General features: G+C 69.4%; 17 protein-coding genes. 10 read left to right on the forward strand and 7 right to left on the reverse strand.

Annotated elements, in window-relative coordinates; all coding sequences use genetic code 11:
* Positions 1-2: 2 nt before the first annotated feature.
* The 3 genes from uvrC to whiA all read left to right on the forward strand — a co-directional run bounded on the left by uvrC (position 3) and on the right by whiA (position 3870).
* Positions 3-1913, forward strand: a complete 1911-nt coding sequence (gene uvrC / locus OL358_RS13460) for an excinuclease ABC subunit UvrC (RefSeq protein ID WP_264710579.1) — start codon at positions 3-5, stop codon at positions 1911-1913.
* Positions 1914-1938: 25 nt separating this feature from the next.
* On the forward strand, positions 1939-2820 hold the full coding sequence (gene rapZ, locus OL358_RS13465) for an RNase adapter RapZ (RefSeq protein WP_264710580.1): 882 nt from the start codon (positions 1939-1941) through the stop codon (positions 2818-2820).
* Between the two features lie 72 nt (positions 2821-2892).
* Positions 2893-3870, forward strand: coding sequence for a DNA-binding protein WhiA (gene whiA / locus OL358_RS13470; RefSeq protein ID WP_264710581.1), 978 nt, complete (start codon positions 2893-2895; stop codon positions 3868-3870).
* A 5-nt stretch (positions 3871-3875) separates the two neighbouring features.
* On the opposite strand, the gene OL358_RS13475 is transcribed toward whiA, so the two are convergent.
* A complete protein-coding gene (locus OL358_RS13475; RefSeq protein WP_264710582.1) occupies positions 3876-4712 on the reverse strand; it encodes a PhzF family phenazine biosynthesis protein in 837 nt (278 codons plus the stop codon).
* Between the two features lie 162 nt (positions 4713-4874).
* On the opposite strand from OL358_RS13475, the gene OL358_RS13480 reads away from it, so the two are divergent.
* The 6 genes from OL358_RS13480 to OL358_RS13505 all read left to right on the forward strand — a co-directional run bounded on the left by OL358_RS13480 (position 4875) and on the right by OL358_RS13505 (position 9311).
* Positions 4875-5501, forward strand: a complete 627-nt coding sequence (locus OL358_RS13480; protein WP_264710583.1) for a superoxide dismutase — start codon at positions 4875-4877, stop codon at positions 5499-5501.
* A gap of 103 nt (positions 5502-5604) precedes the next feature.
* Positions 5605-6615, forward strand: a complete 1011-nt coding sequence (gap, locus tag OL358_RS13485) for a type I glyceraldehyde-3-phosphate dehydrogenase (protein ID WP_264710584.1) — start codon at positions 5605-5607, stop codon at positions 6613-6615.
* A gap of 8 nt (positions 6616-6623) precedes the next feature.
* Positions 6624-7838, forward strand: a complete 1215-nt coding sequence (locus OL358_RS13490; protein WP_264710586.1) for a phosphoglycerate kinase — start codon at positions 6624-6626, stop codon at positions 7836-7838.
* A complete protein-coding gene (gene tpiA / locus OL358_RS13495; RefSeq protein ID WP_413631593.1) occupies positions 7829-8647 on the forward strand; it encodes a triose-phosphate isomerase in 819 nt (272 codons plus the stop codon). Before OL358_RS13490 ends, tpiA begins: the two co-directional genes overlap by 10 nt.
* Positions 8648-8706: 59 nt before the next feature.
* Positions 8707-8955: a preprotein translocase subunit SecG gene (gene secG / locus OL358_RS13500; RefSeq protein ID WP_264710587.1), complete on the forward strand. Its 249-nt coding sequence runs from the start codon at positions 8707-8709 to the stop codon at positions 8953-8955.
* Positions 8955-9311, forward strand: a complete 357-nt coding sequence (locus OL358_RS13505) for an RNA polymerase-binding protein RbpA (RefSeq protein WP_264710588.1) — start codon at positions 8955-8957, stop codon at positions 9309-9311. Before secG ends, OL358_RS13505 begins: the two co-directional genes overlap by 1 nt.
* Before the next feature lie 60 nt (positions 9312-9371).
* Here the strand turns inward: OL358_RS13505 and pgl are convergent, their stop codons facing one another.
* From pgl to tkt, 6 genes are read right to left on the reverse strand one after another with little or no spacing between them, the layout of a single operon-like run.
* The gene (pgl, locus tag OL358_RS13510) at positions 9372-10151 is read right to left on the reverse strand and encodes a 6-phosphogluconolactonase (RefSeq protein WP_264710589.1); all 780 of its coding nucleotides are present in this window, start codon (positions 10149-10151) and stop codon (positions 9372-9374) included.
* 25 nt (positions 10152-10176) lie between these two features.
* Positions 10177-11136, reverse strand: a complete 960-nt coding sequence (locus OL358_RS13515; protein WP_264710590.1) for a glucose-6-phosphate dehydrogenase assembly protein OpcA — start codon at positions 11134-11136, stop codon at positions 10177-10179.
* A complete protein-coding gene (gene zwf, locus OL358_RS13520; RefSeq protein ID WP_264710591.1) occupies positions 11133-12683 on the reverse strand; it encodes a glucose-6-phosphate dehydrogenase in 1551 nt (516 codons plus the stop codon). The genes OL358_RS13515 and zwf overlap by 4 nt, the downstream gene beginning before the upstream one ends.
* Positions 12684-12698: 15 nt before the next feature.
* A complete protein-coding gene (locus OL358_RS13525; RefSeq protein ID WP_264710592.1) occupies positions 12699-14321 on the reverse strand; it encodes a glucose-6-phosphate isomerase in 1623 nt (540 codons plus the stop codon).
* On the reverse strand, positions 14318-15439 hold the full coding sequence (gene tal, locus OL358_RS13530; protein WP_264710593.1) for a transaldolase: 1122 nt from the start codon (positions 15437-15439) through the stop codon (positions 14318-14320). Before tal ends, OL358_RS13525 begins: the two co-directional genes overlap by 4 nt.
* A complete protein-coding gene (gene tkt / locus OL358_RS13535; RefSeq protein ID WP_264710594.1) occupies positions 15436-17532 on the reverse strand; it encodes a transketolase in 2097 nt (698 codons plus the stop codon). The genes tal and tkt overlap by 4 nt, the downstream gene beginning before the upstream one ends.
* 313 nt (positions 17533-17845) lie before the next feature.
* Between tkt and OL358_RS13540 the strand changes: the two genes are divergently transcribed.
* Positions 17846-18787 (forward strand): heme o synthase, encoded by a 942-nt coding sequence (locus OL358_RS13540; RefSeq protein WP_264711020.1) that lies wholly within the window; start codon positions 17846-17848, stop codon positions 18785-18787.
* The last annotated feature ends 28 nt before the right edge of the window (positions 18788-18815 follow it).

Here is an 18815-nt window from a genome sequence, read left to right on the forward strand (position 1 = left end):
CGATGCCACGATCCGCACCCACGGTCTCGTACAAGCCGAAGCCGGGGGAGATTCCGACCAACCCGGGCGTCTATCGCTTCCGCGATGCCGACGGGCGCGTGCTGTACGTCGGCAAGGCCAAGAACCTGCGCGCTCGGCTCTCGAACTACTTCGCGCCCCTGCACACCCTCCACGAGCGCACGCGGAGGATGGTCACGACCGCGGCATCCGTCGAGTGGACCGTGGTCGCGAGTGACGTCGACTCGCTGCAGCTCGAGTACATGTGGATCAAGGAGTTCGATCCGCCGTTCAACGTGCGCTACAAGGACGACAAGTCGTACCCCTTCATGGCCATCACGCTGGCCGATGAGGCGCCGCGGGTGATCGTGACGCGCAACCGCCGGATCAAGGGCGCGAAGTACTTCGGTCCCTACCCGAAGGTCTGGGCGGTGCACGACACGATCGACCTGATGATCAAGGTCTTCCCGATCCGCACGTGCAGCGACTCGTCCTACAAGAAGGCGATGACCTCGGGGCGCCCCTGCTTCCCCGGTCAGATCGGACGCTGCGGCGGACCCTGCTCGATGAAGGTCTCCGTCGAGGAGCACCGTGCCATCGTGGAGGATTTCGTCTCGTTCATGTCCGGCGGCGATCAGCGATTCCGGCGCGAGCTGACGGCGCGCATGCGCGAGGCGTCCGCAGCGATGGACTACGAGGCGGCAGCCACATATCGCGACCGACTCCAGGCGATCGACGCGGTGCTCAACAAGAGCGCGCTCGTTCTCGCGGCCGACACCGACGCCGACCTGTTCGGCATCGCGGAGGACGAGCTCGCGGCAGCCGTTCAGCACTTCGTCATCCGTGGTGGCCGCGTGCGAGGGGTGCGGGCGACGACGATCGAGAAGGAGCTCGACATCTCCGGTGGGGACCTGGTCGACCAGGTGCTGCAGCGCACCTACGGAAACGCCGAGGGCGCAGACATCCCCCGGCAGGTGCTCGTCCCCGCTATGCCCGAGGACGCCGACGACCTCGAGGAGTGGCTCCGGGAGCGCCGCGGCAAGTCCGTGACGATCCAGATCGCCCAGCGCGGACGCAAGGCCGACCTGATGCGCACCGCCTCGCTCAACGCCCAGCAGGCGCTCATGCTGCACAAGACGCGGCGGACGAGTGACTACGTGGCCCGCACGCAGGCCCTGACCGACCTGCAGGAGGCGCTGGACCTCGCGGAGGCCCCTCTGCGCATCGAGTGCTTCGACGTCTCCCATCTCGGCGGAACGAACGTCGTCGCCTCGATGGTCGTGTTCGAGGACGGCCTGCCGCGCAAGGACCAGTACCGGTCGTTCAAGGTCGAGGAGACGACCGACGACACCGACTCGCTCTATCAGGTGCTCACGCGCAGGCTCGCGTACCTCGATCGCCCCGACGAGCTGCAGACGACGCCCGACGTGGACGCCACTGGTGACGGCGACGTCGTGACAGGGCGGCGTCGCACGCGGTTCGCGTACCGGCCGCAGCTGCTCGTCGTCGACGGCGGGAAACCGCAGGTCGAGGCGGCCGCACGCGCACTGCGCGACGCCGGCCACGAGGAGGTCGCACTGTGCGGCATCGCGAAGCGGCTCGAGGAGGTCTGGCTGCCGGGGGAGGAGTACCCGGTCATCCTGCCTCGCACGTCCGAGGCGCTCTACCTCCTGCAGCGGCTGCGCGACGAGGCGCACCGCTTCGCGATCACGCATCAGCGCCGACGGCGGCGCCGCGACATCCAGAGCGTGCTGGCGGAGGTCCCGGGGCTCGGCGACGCGCGGATCAAGGCGCTGCTGCGCCACTTCGGATCCGTGTCCGCGCTGCGGGCGGCGACGGCCGACGAGATCGCGCAGCTGCCGGGCGTCGGCCCGAAGCTCGCGGGGTCGATCCAATCGCACCTCTCCGGTGGATAGGGTTGTCTCGATAACGGGGGTGGTCATGGCCGAGGCAGGGCGCCGCGAGACGGGCGAGGTTCTGATCGTCACCGGCATGTCCGGAGCCGGCCGGTCCACGGCGGCCAACGCGCTCGAGGATCTCGACTGGTACGTGGTCGACAACCTGCCTCCGCAGATGCTGCGACCGCTGCTCGACCTCACGGAGCTCGCAGCGGGTGCACTGCCGCGGGTCGCCGTCGTCGTCGATGTGCGCGGCCGTGACCTCTTCGCGGACCTGCCCGAGGCGATGCGTGCACTGCGGGAGCGCCGGCAGATCCGCCTGATGTTCCTGGATGCCTCGGACGAGGTGCTCGTCCGGCGATTCGAGGCGGTCCGGAGACCGCATCCGCTTCAGGGCGACGGCACGATCCTGGACGGCATCCGCCTCGAGCGCGAGCGGCTGGCCGCCGTGCGCGAGAGCGCCGACGTCATCATCGACACGTCGCGTCACAACATCCATCAGCTCGCGACGCAGGTCTCGGAGCTGTTCACCGACGCCGACACGGCGCGCCACACGCTCACGATCCTGAGCTTCGGGTTCAAGTACGGACTTCCTCCCGATGCCGACCTCGTCGCCGACATGCGCTTCCTCCCGAATCCCTTCTGGAACGAGGACCTTCGCTCACTGACCGGCGAAGACGAGGCGGTGCGCGAATTCGTCCTGGCGCAGGAGGGGGCGCGGGACTTCATCGATGCGTACGCGACCGCGCTCCGCCCGGTTCTCGAGGGCTATCAGCGCGAGAACAAGCGCCACTCCGTCGTGGCCGTGGGCTGCACGGGCGGCAAGCACCGATCTGTCGCGATGGTGCGCGAGCTGGCCGACCGGCTCGCATCGGTGCCGGGCGTGGCGGTCCGTGTGAAGCATCGTGACCTCGGCCGGGAGTGAGGTGCTCCGCATGCGGCCCCGGCCGCGACTAGGCTGGACCGTCGTTCCCCACCGAAACCTGCAAGGAGTCCCGTGTCGCTGACCGCTGATGTGAAGGCCGAGCTGATCACCGTGCGCGACCCGCGCCCGACGGCGCGGGTGGCCGAGCTCACGTCGCTGCTGCGGTTCTCCGGCGGGCTGCACTCGATCGCGAACCGGGTGGCCGTCGAAGCGGAGCTGGACTCCGACGTGCTCGCGCGCCGCACCGCGCGCGACCTCGTCGACATCTACGGCGTACGACCCGAGCTCGTGCACGTGCAGGGCTCCGGTGGTCGCAGCGGCAGTCACTACGCCGTGCGGGTCATCGACGGCGGCGAGACGCTCGCGCGCCAGACGGGGCTGCTCGATCAGCGTCGCCGCCCCGTGCGCGGGCTGCCGAACAAGCTCACCACGGGCTCCCGCGCCGATCTGGCGGCGGTGTGGCGAGGTGCCTTCCTCGCGGCCGGCTCGCTCTCGGAGCCCGGCCGGTCGGCGGCACTCGAGATCACCTGCCCGTCGCCGGAGGCCGCGATGGCCCTCGTGGGCGCGGCGCACCGGCTCGGCATCCCCGGCAAGGCGCGCGAGGTGCGCGGCATCCCGCGCGTCGTCGTCCGCGAGGGCGAGGCCATCCGGGCGGCTCTGGCGGCGATGGGTGCCGAGAAGGCCGCCGCGGAGTGGGATCAGCTGCGCCAGCGCCGCGAGGTGCGCGCAGGGGTGAATCGTCTCGTCAACTTCGACGACGCCAACCTCCGTCGCTCGGCGCAGGCCGCCGTCGCCGCGTGCGCGCGAGTGGAGCGGGCGATGGAGATCCTCGGCGACGAGATTCCCGACCACCTCCGCGAAGCCGGCGATCTCCGGCTCGCGCACCGCGACGCCAGCCTCGACGAGCTCGGCCACCACGCCGATCCGCCGCTCACGAAGGACGCCGTGGCCGGCCGCATCCGTCGCCTGCTCGCCATGGCGGACAAGAAGGCCGACGCCGAAGGCATCCCGGGGACCGAGTCCGCCGTTCCCGCGGGCATGGAGGACTGAGGCGCTCAGCCGATCCGCACGGCGGCGCCGGTGACCGTGATGCCGCCGGCGGCCGGGATCGCCACTTCGAGGAGCCCCGGCCGCCCGACGTGGCGTCCCTGCGAGATCCGCACCAGCGCCGGCGGAGACACCGCGCCCGTCGAGCGCAGGTACGCGCCCGTCGCTGCGGCGGCGGCTCCTGTCGCCGGATCCTCACTGAGGGTCCCGACCGGGAACACGTTGCGCGCGTCCCAGTCGCCGCCGCCGCGGTCGTGGAGGACGATGATCGTGGCGGGCCAGGCGGCGGCATCCATCAGCGCCCTGGCAGCGGCGGGATCGAAGCGGAAGGCATCGAACACCGCGACGTCGGCGAGAACGATGAGCGGGTGCGGATTCCCCGCGAAGGCGAGGCGGGGCGGATGCCGCGGGTCCAGGTCCGCGCGGACGATCCCCAGCAGCGCGAGGACGGCGTCGAGATCCGCTGCCGCCAGCTCCGAGACCCACGGCTCGACACTCGTGAACGACGCTCGGCGCCCGACGGTCGAGGTCGTGGTGATCTCGACCGGACCGACCGGCGTCCGGAACACGAAGGCGCCGTCGCCGAGGTCCTCCGCCAGTGCGACGGCGGACGCGACCGTCGCGTGGCCGCAGAACGGCACCTCGGCGACAGGGGAGAAGTAGCGGATGCCGCGGTCCCGCCCGTCGCCCGAGATGAAGGCCGTCTCGGCGTAGCCGACGTCGGCGGCGATCCGCTGCATCTCGGCGTCGGTGAGGATGTCGGCGCCCAGCACGACACCCGCGGGATTGCCCCCCGCCGGATCGTCGGAGAACGCCGCCCATCGTTGGATCGCGGGTCGCGTCATCGGGCGATCGTATCGCTCGTGCTCACGGGTGCGGCCGGGTTCCGGTAGATCCTGTCACGGAGGGAAGCAACCCCCTCGTCGTGGTGTTGGTGCTCAGTAGGATGAACCCGTCACCCTCGCTGCGCCGGGCATCTCGGCGCGCGCCGACAGGAAGAAGAGAACATGGCGACTTACTCCTTGCCCGACCTCCCTTACGACTACGCCGCCCTCGAGCCGCACATCAGCGGCAAGATCATGGAGCTGCACCACGACAAGCACCACCAGGCGTATGTGACCGGGGCGAACACCGCTCTCGAGCAGCTGGCCGAGGCCCGTGAGAGCGGAAACCTCGCGAACGTCAACAAGCTCGAGAAGGACCTCGCCTTCCACCTCGGCGGTCACGTCAACCACTCGATCTTCTGGACCAACCTGTCGCCGGACGGCGGCGGTGAGCCCGAGGGCGAGCTTCGAGCCGCCATCGACGAGTTCTTCGGCGGCTTCGACAAGTTCCAGGCCCACTTCACCGCTGCTGCGATGGGCATCCAGGGCTCCGGCTGGTCCGTGCTGAGCTGGGACCCGATCGGCGAGCAGCTGATCATCCAGCAGCTGTTCGACCAGCAGGGCAACACCGCCCAGGGCACGATCCCGCTCTTCCAGCTCGACATGTGGGAGCACGCGTTCTACCTGGACTACCTCAACGTCAAGGCCGACTACGTCAAGGCGGCGTGGAACATCGCCAACTGGCAGAACGTCGCCCAGCGCCTCGAGGCTGCCCGCCAGAAGACCTCGGGCCTGCTGGTACTGTCATAGCAGCGTGGCGTCCCGGCGGGAATGCCCGCCGGGACGCCGTTGTCCACTTGTCTGAATCGCACCAACCGCGCACTCGCGCACGACACATCTCAGGAGAAACTCCGTGACTGTCAAGATCGGCATCAACGGCTTCGGCCGTATCGGACGCAACTACCTCCGCGCGGCGCTCGCGCAGGGTGCGGACCTCGAAATCGTGGCGGTGAACGACCTCACCGACAACAAGACCCTGGCGCACCTGCTCAAGTACGACTCCGTGGGAGGCGTGCTGTCCGAGGATGTCTCCTACACTGCCGACTCGATCACGGTCGGCGACAAGACGATCAAGGTCTTCGAGGAGCGCGACCCCGCCAACCTGCCCTGGGGCGAGCTCGGGGTCGACATCGTCATCGAGTCGACCGGCCGCTTCACCAAGGCCGAGGACGCCAAGAAGCACATCGCGGGTGGCGCGAAGAAGGTCCTCATCTCGGCTCCTGCCACCGGCGACGACGTCACCGTGGTGATGGGCGTCAACGAAGGCGACTACGACCCCGCCAACCACGTGATCATCTCGAACGCCTCGTGCACCACGAACTGCCTGGCGCCCCTCGCGCAGGTCTTCAACGACGCCTTCGGCATCGAGCGCGGCTTCATGATGACGGCCCACGCCTACACGGCCGACCAGAACCTGCAGGACGGCCCGCACAGCGACCTGCGCCGTGCGCGCGGTGCCGCGATCAACATCGTGCCGGCGTCGACCGGCGCGGCGAAGGCCATCGGCCACGTGCTTCCCGAGCTCAACGGCAAGCTCAGCGGCTCCTCGTACCGCGTTCCGGTTCCCACCGGCTCGATCGTCGACCTCACGATCGTCACGCCCACCGAGGGTCTCACGGTGGAGCAGGTCAACGCCGCGTACAAGGCCGCTGCGGCCGACGGACGTCTCGCAGGCTACCTCCAGTACACCGAGGACCCGATCGTGTCGAGCGACATCCAGGGCAACCCGCACTCGTCGATCTTCGACGCGGAGCTCACGAACGTCAGCGGCAACCTGGTCAAGGTCTCCGCCTGGTACGACAACGAGTGGGGCTACTCGAACCGCCTCGTCGACCTCACCGAGTACGTCGCCGAGAGCCTTTAATCCTCATCATGGCTCTGCGCACCCTCGATTCGCTGGGTTCGCTGGCCGGCAAGCGCGTCATCGTCCGTGCTGATCTCAACGTTCCTCTCAAGGACGGGATCATCACGGACGATGGCCGTGTGCGGGCCACGCTCCCCACGCTCAACCGCCTGATCAACGACGGCGCACGCGTCGTCGTGTGCTCGCACCTCGGACGCCCCGACGGCGCCCCCGATGCCAAGTACAGCCTCGAGCCGGTCGCACAGCGACTGTCCGAACTGCTCGGCAAGCCCGTGGCCTTCGCGCGCGACACCGTCGGAGAGTCCGCCCACGAGGCCGTCGCGGCGCTCGAGGACGGCGACGTCGCGATCATCGAGAACCTCCGCTTCAACGCCGGAGAGACGGCGAAGGACGACGCCGAGCGCCGCGCGTTCGCCGGCGAGCTCGCCGAGCTCGGCGATGTGCTGGTCTCGGACGGCTTCGGTGTCGTGCACCGCAAGCAGGCATCGGTCTACGAGCTCGCTCAGCTCCTGCCGTCTGCGGCGGGGACGCTGATCGAGAAGGAGCTCGACGTTCTGGATCGCCTGACCGAGAACCCGGAGCGCCCGTACACGGTGGTGCTCGGCGGCTCGAAGGTCAGCGACAAGCTGGGGGTGATCGATCATCTGCTCCCGCGGGTGGATCGCCTTCTCATCGGCGGCGGGATGCTGTTCACCTTCCTCGCGGCTCGCGGGCACCAGGTGGGCGCCAGCCTGCTCGAGGCGGACCAGCTCGACACCGTGCGCGGGTACGTGCGTCGGGCGGAGGAGTCCGGGGTCGAACTCGTGCTGCCCACCGATGTGGTCGTCGCGTCGAAGTTCGGAGCCGACGCCGAGCATGTGGTGACGCGTGCCGACTCGATCGAAGACACCGCGTTCGGGGCATCCGGGCTCGGACTCGACATCGGACCTGAGACGGCCACCCGATTCGCCGACCTGGTGAGCGGCTCGAAGACGGTGTTCTGGAACGGCCCCATGGGCGTGTTCGAGTTCCCCGCGTTCGCCGCGGGCACGCGGGCCGTCGCGCAGGCTCTCACCGAGGTCGACGGGCTCTCCGTCGTCGGCGGCGGCGACTCGGCCGCCGCGGTGCGGCAGCTCGGCTTCGCCGACGACAGGTTCGGACACATCTCGACGGGCGGAGGCGCGAGCCTCGAGTTCCTCGAAGGTAAGAAGCTCCCCGGACTGGAGGTCCTCGGATGGCAGTGAACACGCCCGAAGCGAGTGCGGAGCACCACAGGCGCACCCCGCTCATCGCAGGCAACTGGAAGATGAACCTCGACCACCTGCAGGCGGTGGCGTTCGTGCAGAAGCTGCACTGGACGCTGAAGGACGCCAAGCATGAGAACGGCTCGGTCGAGGTCGCGCTCTTCCCGCCGTTCACCGATCTGCGCACCGTGCAGACGCTGCTCGACGCCGACAAGATCCCCTTCGCCCTCGGAGCGCAGGACATCTCGTCGCACGACTCCGGTGCATACACCGGCGAGGTCTCGGGCGCGTTCCTTGCTAAGCTCGACAACCGCTATGTGATCATCGGCCACTCGGAGCGTCGTGAGTACCACGCCGAGTCCGATGAGGTCGTGGCCGCGAAGGTGCAGGCGGCCCTCAAGCACGGCCTCGTTCCCGTCATCTGCGTGGGCGAGACGCTGGAGCAGCGCGAGGAGTCGGGGCCGACCGCCGTCTCGGTGGCACAGCTTCGCATCGCCCTCGAGGGCGTGTCGGCGGATGCCGAGATCGTCGTCGCCTACGAGCCGGTGTGGGCGATCGGCACCGGTCAGGTCGCGTCGCCCGACCAGGCGCAGGAAGTCTGCGCGGCGGTTCGCGAGGTCGTCGCCGAGAAGCTCGGCGCCGATGCGGCAGCGCGCACGCGCGTTCTCTACGGCGGATCCGTGAAGGCGGCGAACATCGCGAGCTTCATGCGGGAGCCTGATGTCGATGGTGCGCTCGTCGGCGGGGCGAGCCTCGTGGCGGACGAGTTCGCGGCCATCATCCGGTACCAGAAGCACGTCGGCGTCTGACCGGTATACTCGATCCTTGTGCGATCGGCGAATGATCGCGGCGAAAGGCTTCAACGACTGTGCAGATCCTCGAGTTCGTCCTGCAGGTGCTCCTCGGAATCACGAGCCTCCTGCTGACCCTCCTCATCCTGCTTCACAAGGGGCGCGGCGGCGGCCTGTCCGACATGTTCGGCGGCGGCATGACGTCGGCGCTCGGCTCGTCCGGTCTCGCTGAGCGCAACCTCAATCGCTTCACGGTGATCCTCGCGCTCGCGTGGTTCGTGGCGATCGTGGCGCTGGGCCTCATCACGAAGTTCCAGAGTCTCTGATGGCTACCGGAGGAAACGCGATCCGCGGCACCCGTGTCGGTGCCGGGCCGATGGGCGAGCAGGACCACGGCTTCCACGCCGACCGCGTCGCCGTGTCGTACTGGGACGCCCTGGGCAATGAGACCGTGCGCTACTTCGCTGCGGGGATCCCCGACGACGAGATCCCCGAGACGATCGACTCGCCCCACTCCGGCCTTCCGGCAGGGCGTGACAAGGCGAACCCGCCGGCCGTCGCGAAGACCGAGCCCTACAAGACCCACCTCGCGTACGTGAAGGAGCGCCGCACCGAGGAAGAGGCCGACGCCCTCCTCGACGACGCGCTTCAGCAGCTGCGCGATCGCCGCGGTCAGGACTGACCCCGCCGAACGACGAAGAAGAGCGGATGCCTCGGCATCCGCTCTTCTGTGATTCCGGCGTCAGTACTCGCGGTCGATGAGCTCGGGAGGCACGTTGGCCGCGGCTTCCAGATCGACGAAGAACACCGTACGCTTGCGGCCCTTGGCGCCGGCAGCGGGGACGCTCGCGTAGCTCGCGCCGGCGAGAGCCAGTCCGAGGGCGGACGCCTTGTCGGCGCCCGAGAGCACCATCCAGACGCGCTTCGAGCTGTTGATCACCGGGCGCGTCATCGATACGCGGTCCGGCGGCGGCTTGGGGGAGTCGCGCACCGGGACGACCGCGCGATCGGTGATCTGGATCTCGGGGCGGTCGGGGAACAGAGAGGCGATGTGCGCATCGGGTCCGACGCCGAGGAAGCAGACGTCGAACGACGGCCACGGTCCTTCCGAGCCCGCGAACGCCGCGAGCTCCGCTGCGTAGGCGTCTGCGGCGGCATCCAGGTCCAGACCCTCGTCGCTCGCGGCGGGCGCGTGGATGTTGGCGGCGGGAAGGTCGAGGGCGTCGAGCAGCGCGGCCCGTGCCTGGCCCTCGTTGCGGTCGGCGTCGCCTCGGGGCACGAAGCGCTCGTCGCTCCACCAGAAATGCACGCGCGACCAGTCGATCGCGGCCAGCCGTGGGTTGCGCGCCGCGGCGGCGAGCACGGCGGATCCCATCGATCCGCCGGTCAGCGAGATATGCGCGAGCTTTCCCTCTTCGACGCGCTTCGACACGCGGCCGAGGAACCGAGTGGCGACCGACTCCGCGAGGGTCGAAGGATCGGGACTGATGACGACGCGCTTCTCGGCCCAGGCTTCAACCATCGTGGTCACTCACCACACGACTCGCTCATGCGCCCTGCGTCTCCTTCGTCGCCGGAGGGTCGAGCAGCTGCCATCCCTCGGTGATCACTCGACCATACAGGACGTCCGGGTCGAGCCGGCGGAGCTCCTCGGCCAGGCACTCGCGCAGCGTGCGGCGCGGGAACGCGAGCTCGTGGCTGGGCTGATCGGGCTGCGTGAGAATCGCGGAATCAGACGTCGGGCGCTCGAGCAGCACCTCTCCGCTCTCGCGCACGAGGGCGACCGACTTGATCCCGTGCGGCCACTCCTCGGCGTCGAGATACGCCCAGTCCACCGGCACGTCGAGCGCCAGCCGCAGCCACGCGGCGAGCAGAGCGGTCGAGGGGGAGTCGGCAGCGCCGCGCACCCGCACAGCGGTGACGGGTTCATACGGCGGCTGGTCCAGGATCGCCGCGAGCTGCTCGCGCCAGCGGGTGAGGCGCGTCCAGGCGAGATCGGTGTCGCCGGGCGCATACTGCTCCCCGAGCGAGGCGACCCACGCGGAGGGATCCGACTTGGTGGCGGCATCCGTGATGCGTCGCTGCGCGATGCGTCCGATCGAGGTCTTCGACGGGTTCTCGGGCGTGCGGTTGGGCCACCAGACCACGACAGGGGCGTCGGGGAGCAGCAGGCCGGTGACGAGTGACTCGAGGTTCGAGCGGCCCGCCTCGCCGGCCACCCGCAGCGTGACGACCTCGCTGGCACCGGCATCGCCGCCGACGCGGATCTGGGCGTCCAGCCGCGATTCGGACTCCTCGGCATTGCCGATCAGCAGCACGATGACGCGCATCGGATGCTCGCGCGAGGCGTCGTTGGCGGCCTCGATGACCTCCTCCATCGCTCCCTCGCGGGTGAGGATGATCAGGGTGAGCACGCGGCCGAGGGCGACCGCGCCGCCCTCCTCGCGCACGCTGACGAGCGCGCGCGAGATCTTGCTCACGGTGGTGTCGGGGAGATCGACGATCACGGGCGCCTCCAGGTGCGGCCATCGCGGGCGAGCATCTCGTCCGCGGATGCCGGGCCCCACGACCCGGATGAGTACTGCTCGAGCGGACCGCCCTGCTCAGTCCAGAACCGCTCGATCGGGTCGAGGATCTTCCAGGAGAGTTCGACCTCCTCGTGCCGCGGGAAGAGCGGAGGATCGCCGAGGAGGACGTCGAGGATGAGTCGCTCGTACGCCTCGGGGCTCGCCTCGGTGAAGGCATGGCCGTAACCGAAGTCCATGGTGACGTCGCGCACCTGGGCACCGGCACCGGGCACCTTCGACCCGAACCGGATCGTGACGCCCTCATCGGGCTGCACGCGGATCACGAGGGCGTTCTGGCCCTGGCCGGAGGTCTGGTTGCGCGAGAACAGCAGCTCGGGGGCCTTCTTGAACACGACGGCGATCTCGGTCACACGACGGCCGAGGCGCTTGCCCGTGCGGAGGTAGAACGGAACCCCCGCCCAGCGCCGCGTGTTCACCTCGAGGGTGATCGCCGCGTACGTCTCGGTGGTCGACTGCGGATCCATGCCCTCTTCTTCGAGGAAGCCCAGCACCTTCTCGCCGCCCTGCCAACCTCCGGCGTACTGTCCGCGGGCGGTCGAGCGCGAGAGATCGTCGGGCAGGGTGACCGCCGCGAGGACCTTCTCCTTCTCGGCGCGCAGTTCCTTCGCGTCGAACGAGATGGGCTCCTCCATCGCGGTGAGCGCCATGAGCTGAAGGAGGTGGTTCTGGATGACGTCGCGCGCCGCGCCGATGCCGTCGTAGTAGCCGGCCCGGCCGCCCACGCCGATGTCCTCGGCCATCGTGATCTGCACGTGGTCGACGTAATTGCCGTTCCAGATCGGCTCGTACAGCTCGTTCGCGAAGCGCAGCGCCAGGATGTTCTGGACCGTCTCCTTGCCGAGGTAGTGGTCGATGCGGAAGATCGAGTCCGTCGGGAACGTCGAGCGGAGTGCGTCGTTCAGCGCCTGGGCCGAGGCGAGGTCGTGCCCGAACGGCTTCTCGATGACGACGCGGCGCCAGCGGTCGGGCTGGTCGGCCGTGTCGTCGACGAGGCCCGACGCGCGCAACTGCTCCGCGACGAGCGCGAAGTCCTTCGGCGGGATCGAGAGGTAGTACGCGTGGTTGCCCATCGTCCCGCGTTCCACGTCGAGCTTCTCGACCGTCTCGCGCAGCCGCCGGAACGAATCGGGGTCGCCGAACTCTCCCGACACGAACCGGATGCCCTGGAGCAGCTGCTGCCACGTCTCGTCGCGGAACTCGGTGCGCGCGTGCTGGCGGACCGCATCGTGCACGACCTCCGCGAAGTCCTGATCCTCCCAGTCGCGGCGGGCGAACCCGACCAGCGCGAATCCGGGGGGGAGCAGACCGCGGTTGGCGAGGTCGTACACGGCCGGCATGAGCTTCTTGCGGGAGAGGTCTCCCGTCACGCCGAAGATCACGAGCGCGCTCGGCCCGGCGATCCGGTTGAGGCGTCGGTCGTCCGGGTCGCGCAGCGGATTCTTCCCGCGCGAAATCTCGACTGTCATCGAAGAGGGGTTCTCCTACTGGGCGGCCTCGAAGAGCGAGAGCACTTCGATCCGCGGGTCGGTGAGGGTGAGCGTGACGACCGGACGCCCGTGGCCGTCGGCCAGGACGCTCGCGTCACCCGCGGCCTGCGCCTGGATGAGCTGGCCGAACGTGAACGGACGCCCGGGGATCTCGAGATCGACGTCGGTCTGCTCGAGGATCTGGAGGAACACGCCGTTCGCCGGGCCGCCCTTGTGGAACTGCCCGGTCGAGTGGAGGAACCGCGGGCCCCACCCGAAGGTGGTCGGCCGGCCGGAATCCGCGGCCACGAGCTCGCGCAGACCCTGGAGCTGGTCGAGCTCGAGACGGTTCACATACGCCTGGATCGAGACGTACCCGTCCTCGGGGAGGCGCGCCCACAGGGCGTCGAGCACACCGGCGACGGTGCCCGAGGCGGCGAGCGCCGGGTCGGACACGCGCACCTCGACGCCGTCCACCGAGAAGGCCGGCTCCGTGGGCTCCGGACGCGCGTCCAGGAGACCCCGCGCGGCGATCTTCGCCGACTCCACGTCGGGCTGATCGAACGGGTTGATGCCGAGCATCCGACCCGCGATCGCCGTGGCGTACTCCCACACGACGAGCTGTGCGCCGAGCGAGCCGCTGATGAGCACCTCATCGTTGTGATGCTCGAACAGGTGGAACTTCTTGGCCTCGTCGACGAGCCGCACGATCTGGACGTCGGACGGCTTGTTCTCGACCTCGGGCGACACCGGGAGCAGCACGACGGGCAGGATGCCGGTGCCCTCCTTTCCGGTGGATTCGGCGACGAGCTGCTCGATCCAGTCCGGCAGTCCCACGATGTGGGTGCCGTCGGTCACGAGCCCGAGCTTGTCGCGCCGCGGCTCGCCGCCCGCGATCGCCGCAGCGAGCACCAGCGCGGGGTTGTCGGGGCTGTCGATCGCGACCTCGAGGAGGGTCGCATCGGCCTCGTCGAGGAGCTCGGCGATGTCGACTCCGGCAAGCCCTGTCGGGACCAGCCCGAAGGCGGTGAGCGCCGAGTAGCGGCCGCCCACCGTGGGGTCGGCGTTGAAGACCGTGTAGCCGTCGGCGCGCGCGGCCTGATCGAGCGGAGAGCCCGGGTCGGTCACGACGACGATGCGCTCGAGGGGATCGATGCCGAGATCGCGGAACGCGGCCTCGAAGGCGCGCTTCGCCGAATCGGTCTCGACGGTGGAGCCCGACTTCGACGACACGACGAGCACCGTCTGGGACAGTCCGCCCTGCTGCGGGTCGCCGTCGATTGCGGCGAGCACCTGTCCGGGGGCGGTCGAGTCGAGGATGACCAGCGGAACGCCGGCCGTCTGCGCGATGACTTCGGGCGCGAGCGACGAGCCGCCCATCCCGGCGAGCACCACGCGCGTGACGCCCTTGGCCGCGAGCTGCTGGCGAAGCGCCTCGATCTGCGGCACGAGCGGGCGGGACACGCTGACCGCCTCGACCCATCCGAGTCGCTTGGATGCCTCTTCCTCGGCCGCGGGACCCCAGAGCGAGCCGTCGCCGGCGGTGATGCCCGAGGCGACGAGACTCGCGACCAGTCCGGGAAGGGTCTCGTCGACGACCGACTTGACGTGCCCGCTCAGGTGGATGTCGAAACTCATCGGGCCACCTCGGAGGCGCTCTCGAGCGCCGACTTCACGGTGCCCTGCAGGTCGTGCCACGAGGCGATGAACTTCTCGACGCCCTCGTCCTCGAGCACCTGCGTGACATCGGCGAAGTCCACGCCGGCGGCGGCGAGGTCGGCGAAGATCTGGTGCGCCGCGGCGTAGGTGCCGGTGACCGTGTCGCCGGCGATCTCACCGTGGTCGAAGGTGGCCTGGAGCGTCTTCTCGGGCATCGTGTTCACGGTGCCGGGGGCGATGAGCTCGGTCACGTAGAGGGTGTCGGGGAGCGCCGGGTCCTTGACGCCGGTCGACGCCCACAGCGGACGCTGGGGGTTCGCCCCGGCTTCCGTCAGCGCCTTCGCACGGTCGGTCGCGAACTCCTTCTCGAACAGCTCGTATGCGAGGCGCGCGTTCGCGACGCCCGCGAGGGACTTCAGGCCGTCCGCGTGGTCGCCGCCGATCGCCGTGAGCCGCTTGTCGACCTCGGTGTCCACGCGCGACACGAAGAACGAGGCGACCGAGTGGATCTGCGAGATGTCGTGGCCGCCCGCCTGCGCCTGCTCGATGCCGGCGAGGTATGCGTCGATCACCTCGGCGTAGCGTTCGAGGCTGAAGATCAGGGTGACGTTGACCGAGATGCCCTCGGCGAGCACCGCGGTGATGGCGGGAAGGCCCGCCTTCGTCGCGGGGATCTTGATGTGCACGTTCGGGCGGCCGACGGTCGCCCACAGCTCCTTCGCCTGCGCGATGGTGGCGTCGGTGTCGTGCGCGAGGTCGGGGGAGACCTCGATCGACACGCGGCCGTCGACGCCGCGCGTGGCGTCGAAGACGGGGCGGAAGATGTCTGCCGCGTCGCGCACGTCATCGGTGGTCGCGGCGAAGATCGCCTCGTCGACAGACGCGCCCTGAGCCGCCAGCTGCGCGATCTGATCGGCGTAGGCGTGGCCGCCGCCGCCGATCGCACCCTGGAAGATCGTCGGGTTGGTCGTGACACCGCTCACGTTCCGCGTGCTGATGAGCTCCGTCAGGTTGCCCGACGTGATGCGGTCGCGCGACAGGTCGTCCAGCCAGATGCTCACGCCGGCGGCGGAGAGCTTTTCGGTGGGGGTGCTCATGCGTTCTCCTGGAGGGTTTCGCGTGCCGCCTGGACGACGGCTTCGGCGGTGATGCCGAACTGCTGGAAGAGGGTCTTGTAGTCGGCGGAAGCGCCGAAGTGGTCGATCGCGACCGAGCGGCCCTTGTCGCCGACGATGCCTCGCCAGGTGAGAGCCGAGCCGGCCTCGACCGAGACGCGGGCGGTGACGGCGGCCGGGAGCACCGACTCGCGGTAGGCGGCATCCTGCTCGTCGAACCACTCGAGCGACGGGGCCGACACGACGCGCACGTTCACGCCCTCGGCCGCGAGGGTCTCGCGGGCCGACACGGCCAGCTGGACCTCGGAGCCGGTCGCGATGATGATCACGTCGGGCGTGCCGTTCGGCGCATCCGCGAGCACGTACGCGCCCTTGGCGACGAGGTCGGCTGTGGCGAACGTGTCGCCGGATGCCGCGCCCTCGCCTCGCGGGAACACCGGGATGTTCTGGCGGGTGAGGGCGATGCCGGCGGGGCCGCCGTTGCGGCGCAGCAGCTCGAGCCACGCGACCGAGGTCTCGTTGGCGTCGGCCGGGCGCACCACCGCGAAGTTCGGGATGGCGCGCAGCGTCGCGAGCTGCTCGATGGGCTGGTGGGTGGGGCCGTCCTCGCCGAGCGCGACCGAGTCGTGGGTCCACACGAAGATCGACGGGATGTCCATCAGCGCGGCCAGGCGCACCGAGGGGCGCATGTAGTCGCTGAAGATCAGGAACGTGCCGCCGAAGGGACGGGTCGGGCCGTGCAGCTTGATGCCGTTGACGATGGCGCCCATCGCGTGCTCGCGGATGCCGAAGTGCAGCACGCGGCCGTAGGGGTCGCCGGACCACTCGTGCGTCGACCACTCCGACGGGATGAAGGACTTCGAATCCTTGATCGTGGTGAGGTTCGACTCGGCCAGGTCGGCCGACCCGCCCCACAGCTCGGGGAGCTCGGCTGCGAGGGCGTTGATGACGACACCGGACGCGGCCCGGGTCGACACCTCCTTGCCGGCCTCGAACGAGGGGAGCGCTGCAGCGATGTCGCCGGGCAGATCGCCGGCGAGCAGGCGGTCGAGCAGGGCCTTGCGCTCCGGGTTGGCCTCGGCCCACGCGTCGAACGAGATCTGCCAGGCGGCGCGATCCTCGGCCGCGCGCTCGCTGAGCGAGCGGGTGCGGGCGATCACGTCGTCGGCGACCGCGAAGGACTGCTGCGGGTCGAATCCGAGCACCTTCTTGGTCGCGGCGAGCTCGTCGGCGCCCAGGGCCGAGCCGTGGATCTTTCCGGTGTTCTGCTTGCCGGGGGAGGGCCAGCCGATGATGGTGCGCAGGATGATGAGCGACGGCTTGTCGGTCTCGCCCTGGGCCGCTTCGATCGCCGCGTGGAGCTCGGCGACGTCTTCGGCGTACTCGCCGGTCTTCTTCCAGTCCACGGTCTGCACGTGCCATCCGTAGGACTCGTAGCGCTTCGCGACGTCCTCGGTGAAGGCGACGTTGGTGTCGTCCTCGATCGAGATCTGGTTGGAGTCGTAGATCGCGATGAGGTTGCCCAGCTGCTGGTGACCGGCGAGGGAGGATGCTTCGCTCGTGATGCCCTCCTGCAGGTCGCCGTCGCCCGCGATGACGTAGACGAAGTGGTCGAACGGCGACGTGCCCGCCGCCGCCTCGGGATCGAACAGGCCGCGCTCGTAGCGGGCGGCGTAGGCGAATCCGACCGACGATGCGAGTCCCTGACCCAGCGGGCCGGTGGTGATCTCCACGCCCGCGGTGTGTCCGTACTCGGGGTGCCCGGGGGTCTTCGAGCCCCACGTGCGCAGCGCCTTGAGATCGTCGAGCTCGAGGCCGAATCCGCCGAGGTACAGCTGCACGTACTGCGTGAGCGACGAGTGGCCGGCCGAGAGGATGAACCGGTCCCGTCCCAGCCAGTGCGTGTCCGCGGGGTCGTGGCGCAGCACCCGCTGATAGAGCAGGTACGCCGCCGGCGCCAGGCTCATCGCGGTGCCCGGGTGGCCGTTGCCCACCTTCTCGACGGCATCCGCCGCAAGAACGCGAGCGGTGTCCACCGCGCGCCGATCGATCTCATCCCAACGCAGTTCCGACACCGGACCGCCTCTCTCATGAAAGTGCGCCCGACAGGGGCCGTGCCGCAGCCTTGTCCGGATTGGAGAAGGGGGATCGGCGCGGGGCGCGCGTGTGGTTTCAGCATAGCGAAGGGGCATGCCGCCCCGGCCATGTGGACCGCTGTGTGACGGAGTCTTGCGGATGCGTCGACGCTCCGCGTGTCCTTGCCGTGTCCCGCCGGTGACGATTCCCTCACGGCTGCTTCCGCGTCGTTGTGAGCCCTCACACGCCCGGGCGCGTCGCGCCGATGCCATAGACTTGACCGCAGTTCTGCAGGCGGCGATTGCGGGGGCGATGGACATCACGACGACGGCGCGGGCCGAGTCATCCCCTCGGGGACCGCGCGGGACGCGTCAGCCCTTCGGTCGTACGGTTCGCGCCTACGTCGCGCTCATGAAGCCACGAGTGCTCGAGCTGCTGCTGGTGACCACCGTGCCGGTCATGATCCTGGCCCAGGGCGGGTTCCCGAGCCTGTGGCTCGTGGTGGCGACCGTGATCGGCGGCACCGCCAGCGCCGGTTCGGCTGCAGCGTTCAACATGTACCTCGACCGCGACATCGACGCACACATGCAGCGCACAGTGAACCGGCCCCTCGTGACCGGCGAGGTCTCGCCGCGGGGCGCGCTCATCTTCGCGTGGACGCTGGCCGTGTTCTCGACGGCGTGGCTGCTGCTCACCACCAACTGGCTGGCCGCCGTGCTGTCGGCGGGCGCGATCTTCTTCTACGTCGTCATCTACACGATGATCCTCAAGCGCCGCACCGAGCAGAACATCGTGTGGGGCGGCATCGCCGGCTGCTTCCCGGTGCTCATCGGGTGGACGGCGGTGACCGGCTCGCTCGCGTGGCCTCCGGTGATCCTGTTCGCCCTGGTCTTCCTCTGGACACCGCCGCACTACTGGCCGCTGTCGATGAAGTACAAGGAGCAGTACGAAGAGGTCCACGTTCCGATGCTCGGTGCCACACGCGACGGCTCGCAGGTCGGTCTTCAGGTGATCCTCTACGCCTGGGCGACGGTCGCCTGCTCGCTGCTGCTGATCCCGGTCGCCGGGATGGGCCTTGTCTACACGGTCTCGGCCCTCGTGTTCGGCGGATGGTTCATCTACGAGTCGCACCGTCTGTACAACCGCGCGGTCCGCGGCACCGAGCCGCGCCCGATGCGGGTGTTCCACGCGTCGATCACGTATCTCACGCTGCTGTTCGTGGCGATCGCGGTCGATCCCCTTCTGCCGTTCTGACACCGCACCGCGTGAGTTAGAGCGAGCG

The sequence above is a fragment of the Microbacterium sp. SSM24 genome (assembly GCF_025989145.1).
Classification (GTDB): Bacteria; Actinomycetota; Actinomycetes; order Actinomycetales; family Microbacteriaceae; genus Microbacterium.

Bases quoted from the DNA above. Each gene is read 5' to 3' on its own strand.
- OL358_RS13490 (WP_264710586.1), top strand. From the start codon at position 6,624: ATGGCTCTGCGCACCCTCGATTCGCTGGGTTCGCTGGCCGGCAAGCGC.
- tpiA (WP_413631593.1), top strand. From the start codon at position 7,829: ATGGCAGTGAACACGCCCGAAGCGAGTGCGGAGCACCACAGGCGCACC.
- OL358_RS13525 (WP_264710592.1), bottom strand. From the start codon at position 14,321: ATGAGTTTCGACATCCACCTGAGCGGGCACGTCAAGTCGGTCGTCGAC.
- OL358_RS13540 (WP_264711020.1), top strand. From the start codon at position 17,846: ATGGACATCACGACGACGGCGCGGGCCGAGTCATCCCCTCGGGGACCG.
- uvrC (WP_264710579.1), top strand. From the start codon at position 3: ATGCCACGATCCGCACCCACGGTCTCGTACAAGCCGAAGCCGGGGGAG.
- OL358_RS13480 (WP_264710583.1), top strand. From the start codon at position 4,875: ATGGCGACTTACTCCTTGCCCGACCTCCCTTACGACTACGCCGCCCTC.
- pgl (WP_264710589.1), bottom strand. From the start codon at position 10,151: ATGGTTGAAGCCTGGGCCGAGAAGCGCGTCGTCATCAGTCCCGATCCT.
- tal (WP_264710593.1), bottom strand. From the start codon at position 15,439: ATGAGCACCCCCACCGAAAAGCTCTCCGCCGCCGGCGTGAGCATCTGG.
- zwf (WP_264710591.1), bottom strand. From the start codon at position 12,683: ATGACAGTCGAGATTTCGCGCGGGAAGAATCCGCTGCGCGACCCGGAC.
- rapZ (WP_264710580.1), top strand. From the start codon at position 1,939: ATGGCCGAGGCAGGGCGCCGCGAGACGGGCGAGGTTCTGATCGTCACC.
- OL358_RS13475 (WP_264710582.1), bottom strand. From the start codon at position 4,712: ATGACGCGACCCGCGATCCAACGATGGGCGGCGTTCTCCGACGATCCG.
- OL358_RS13505 (WP_264710588.1), top strand. From the start codon at position 8,955: ATGGCTACCGGAGGAAACGCGATCCGCGGCACCCGTGTCGGTGCCGGG.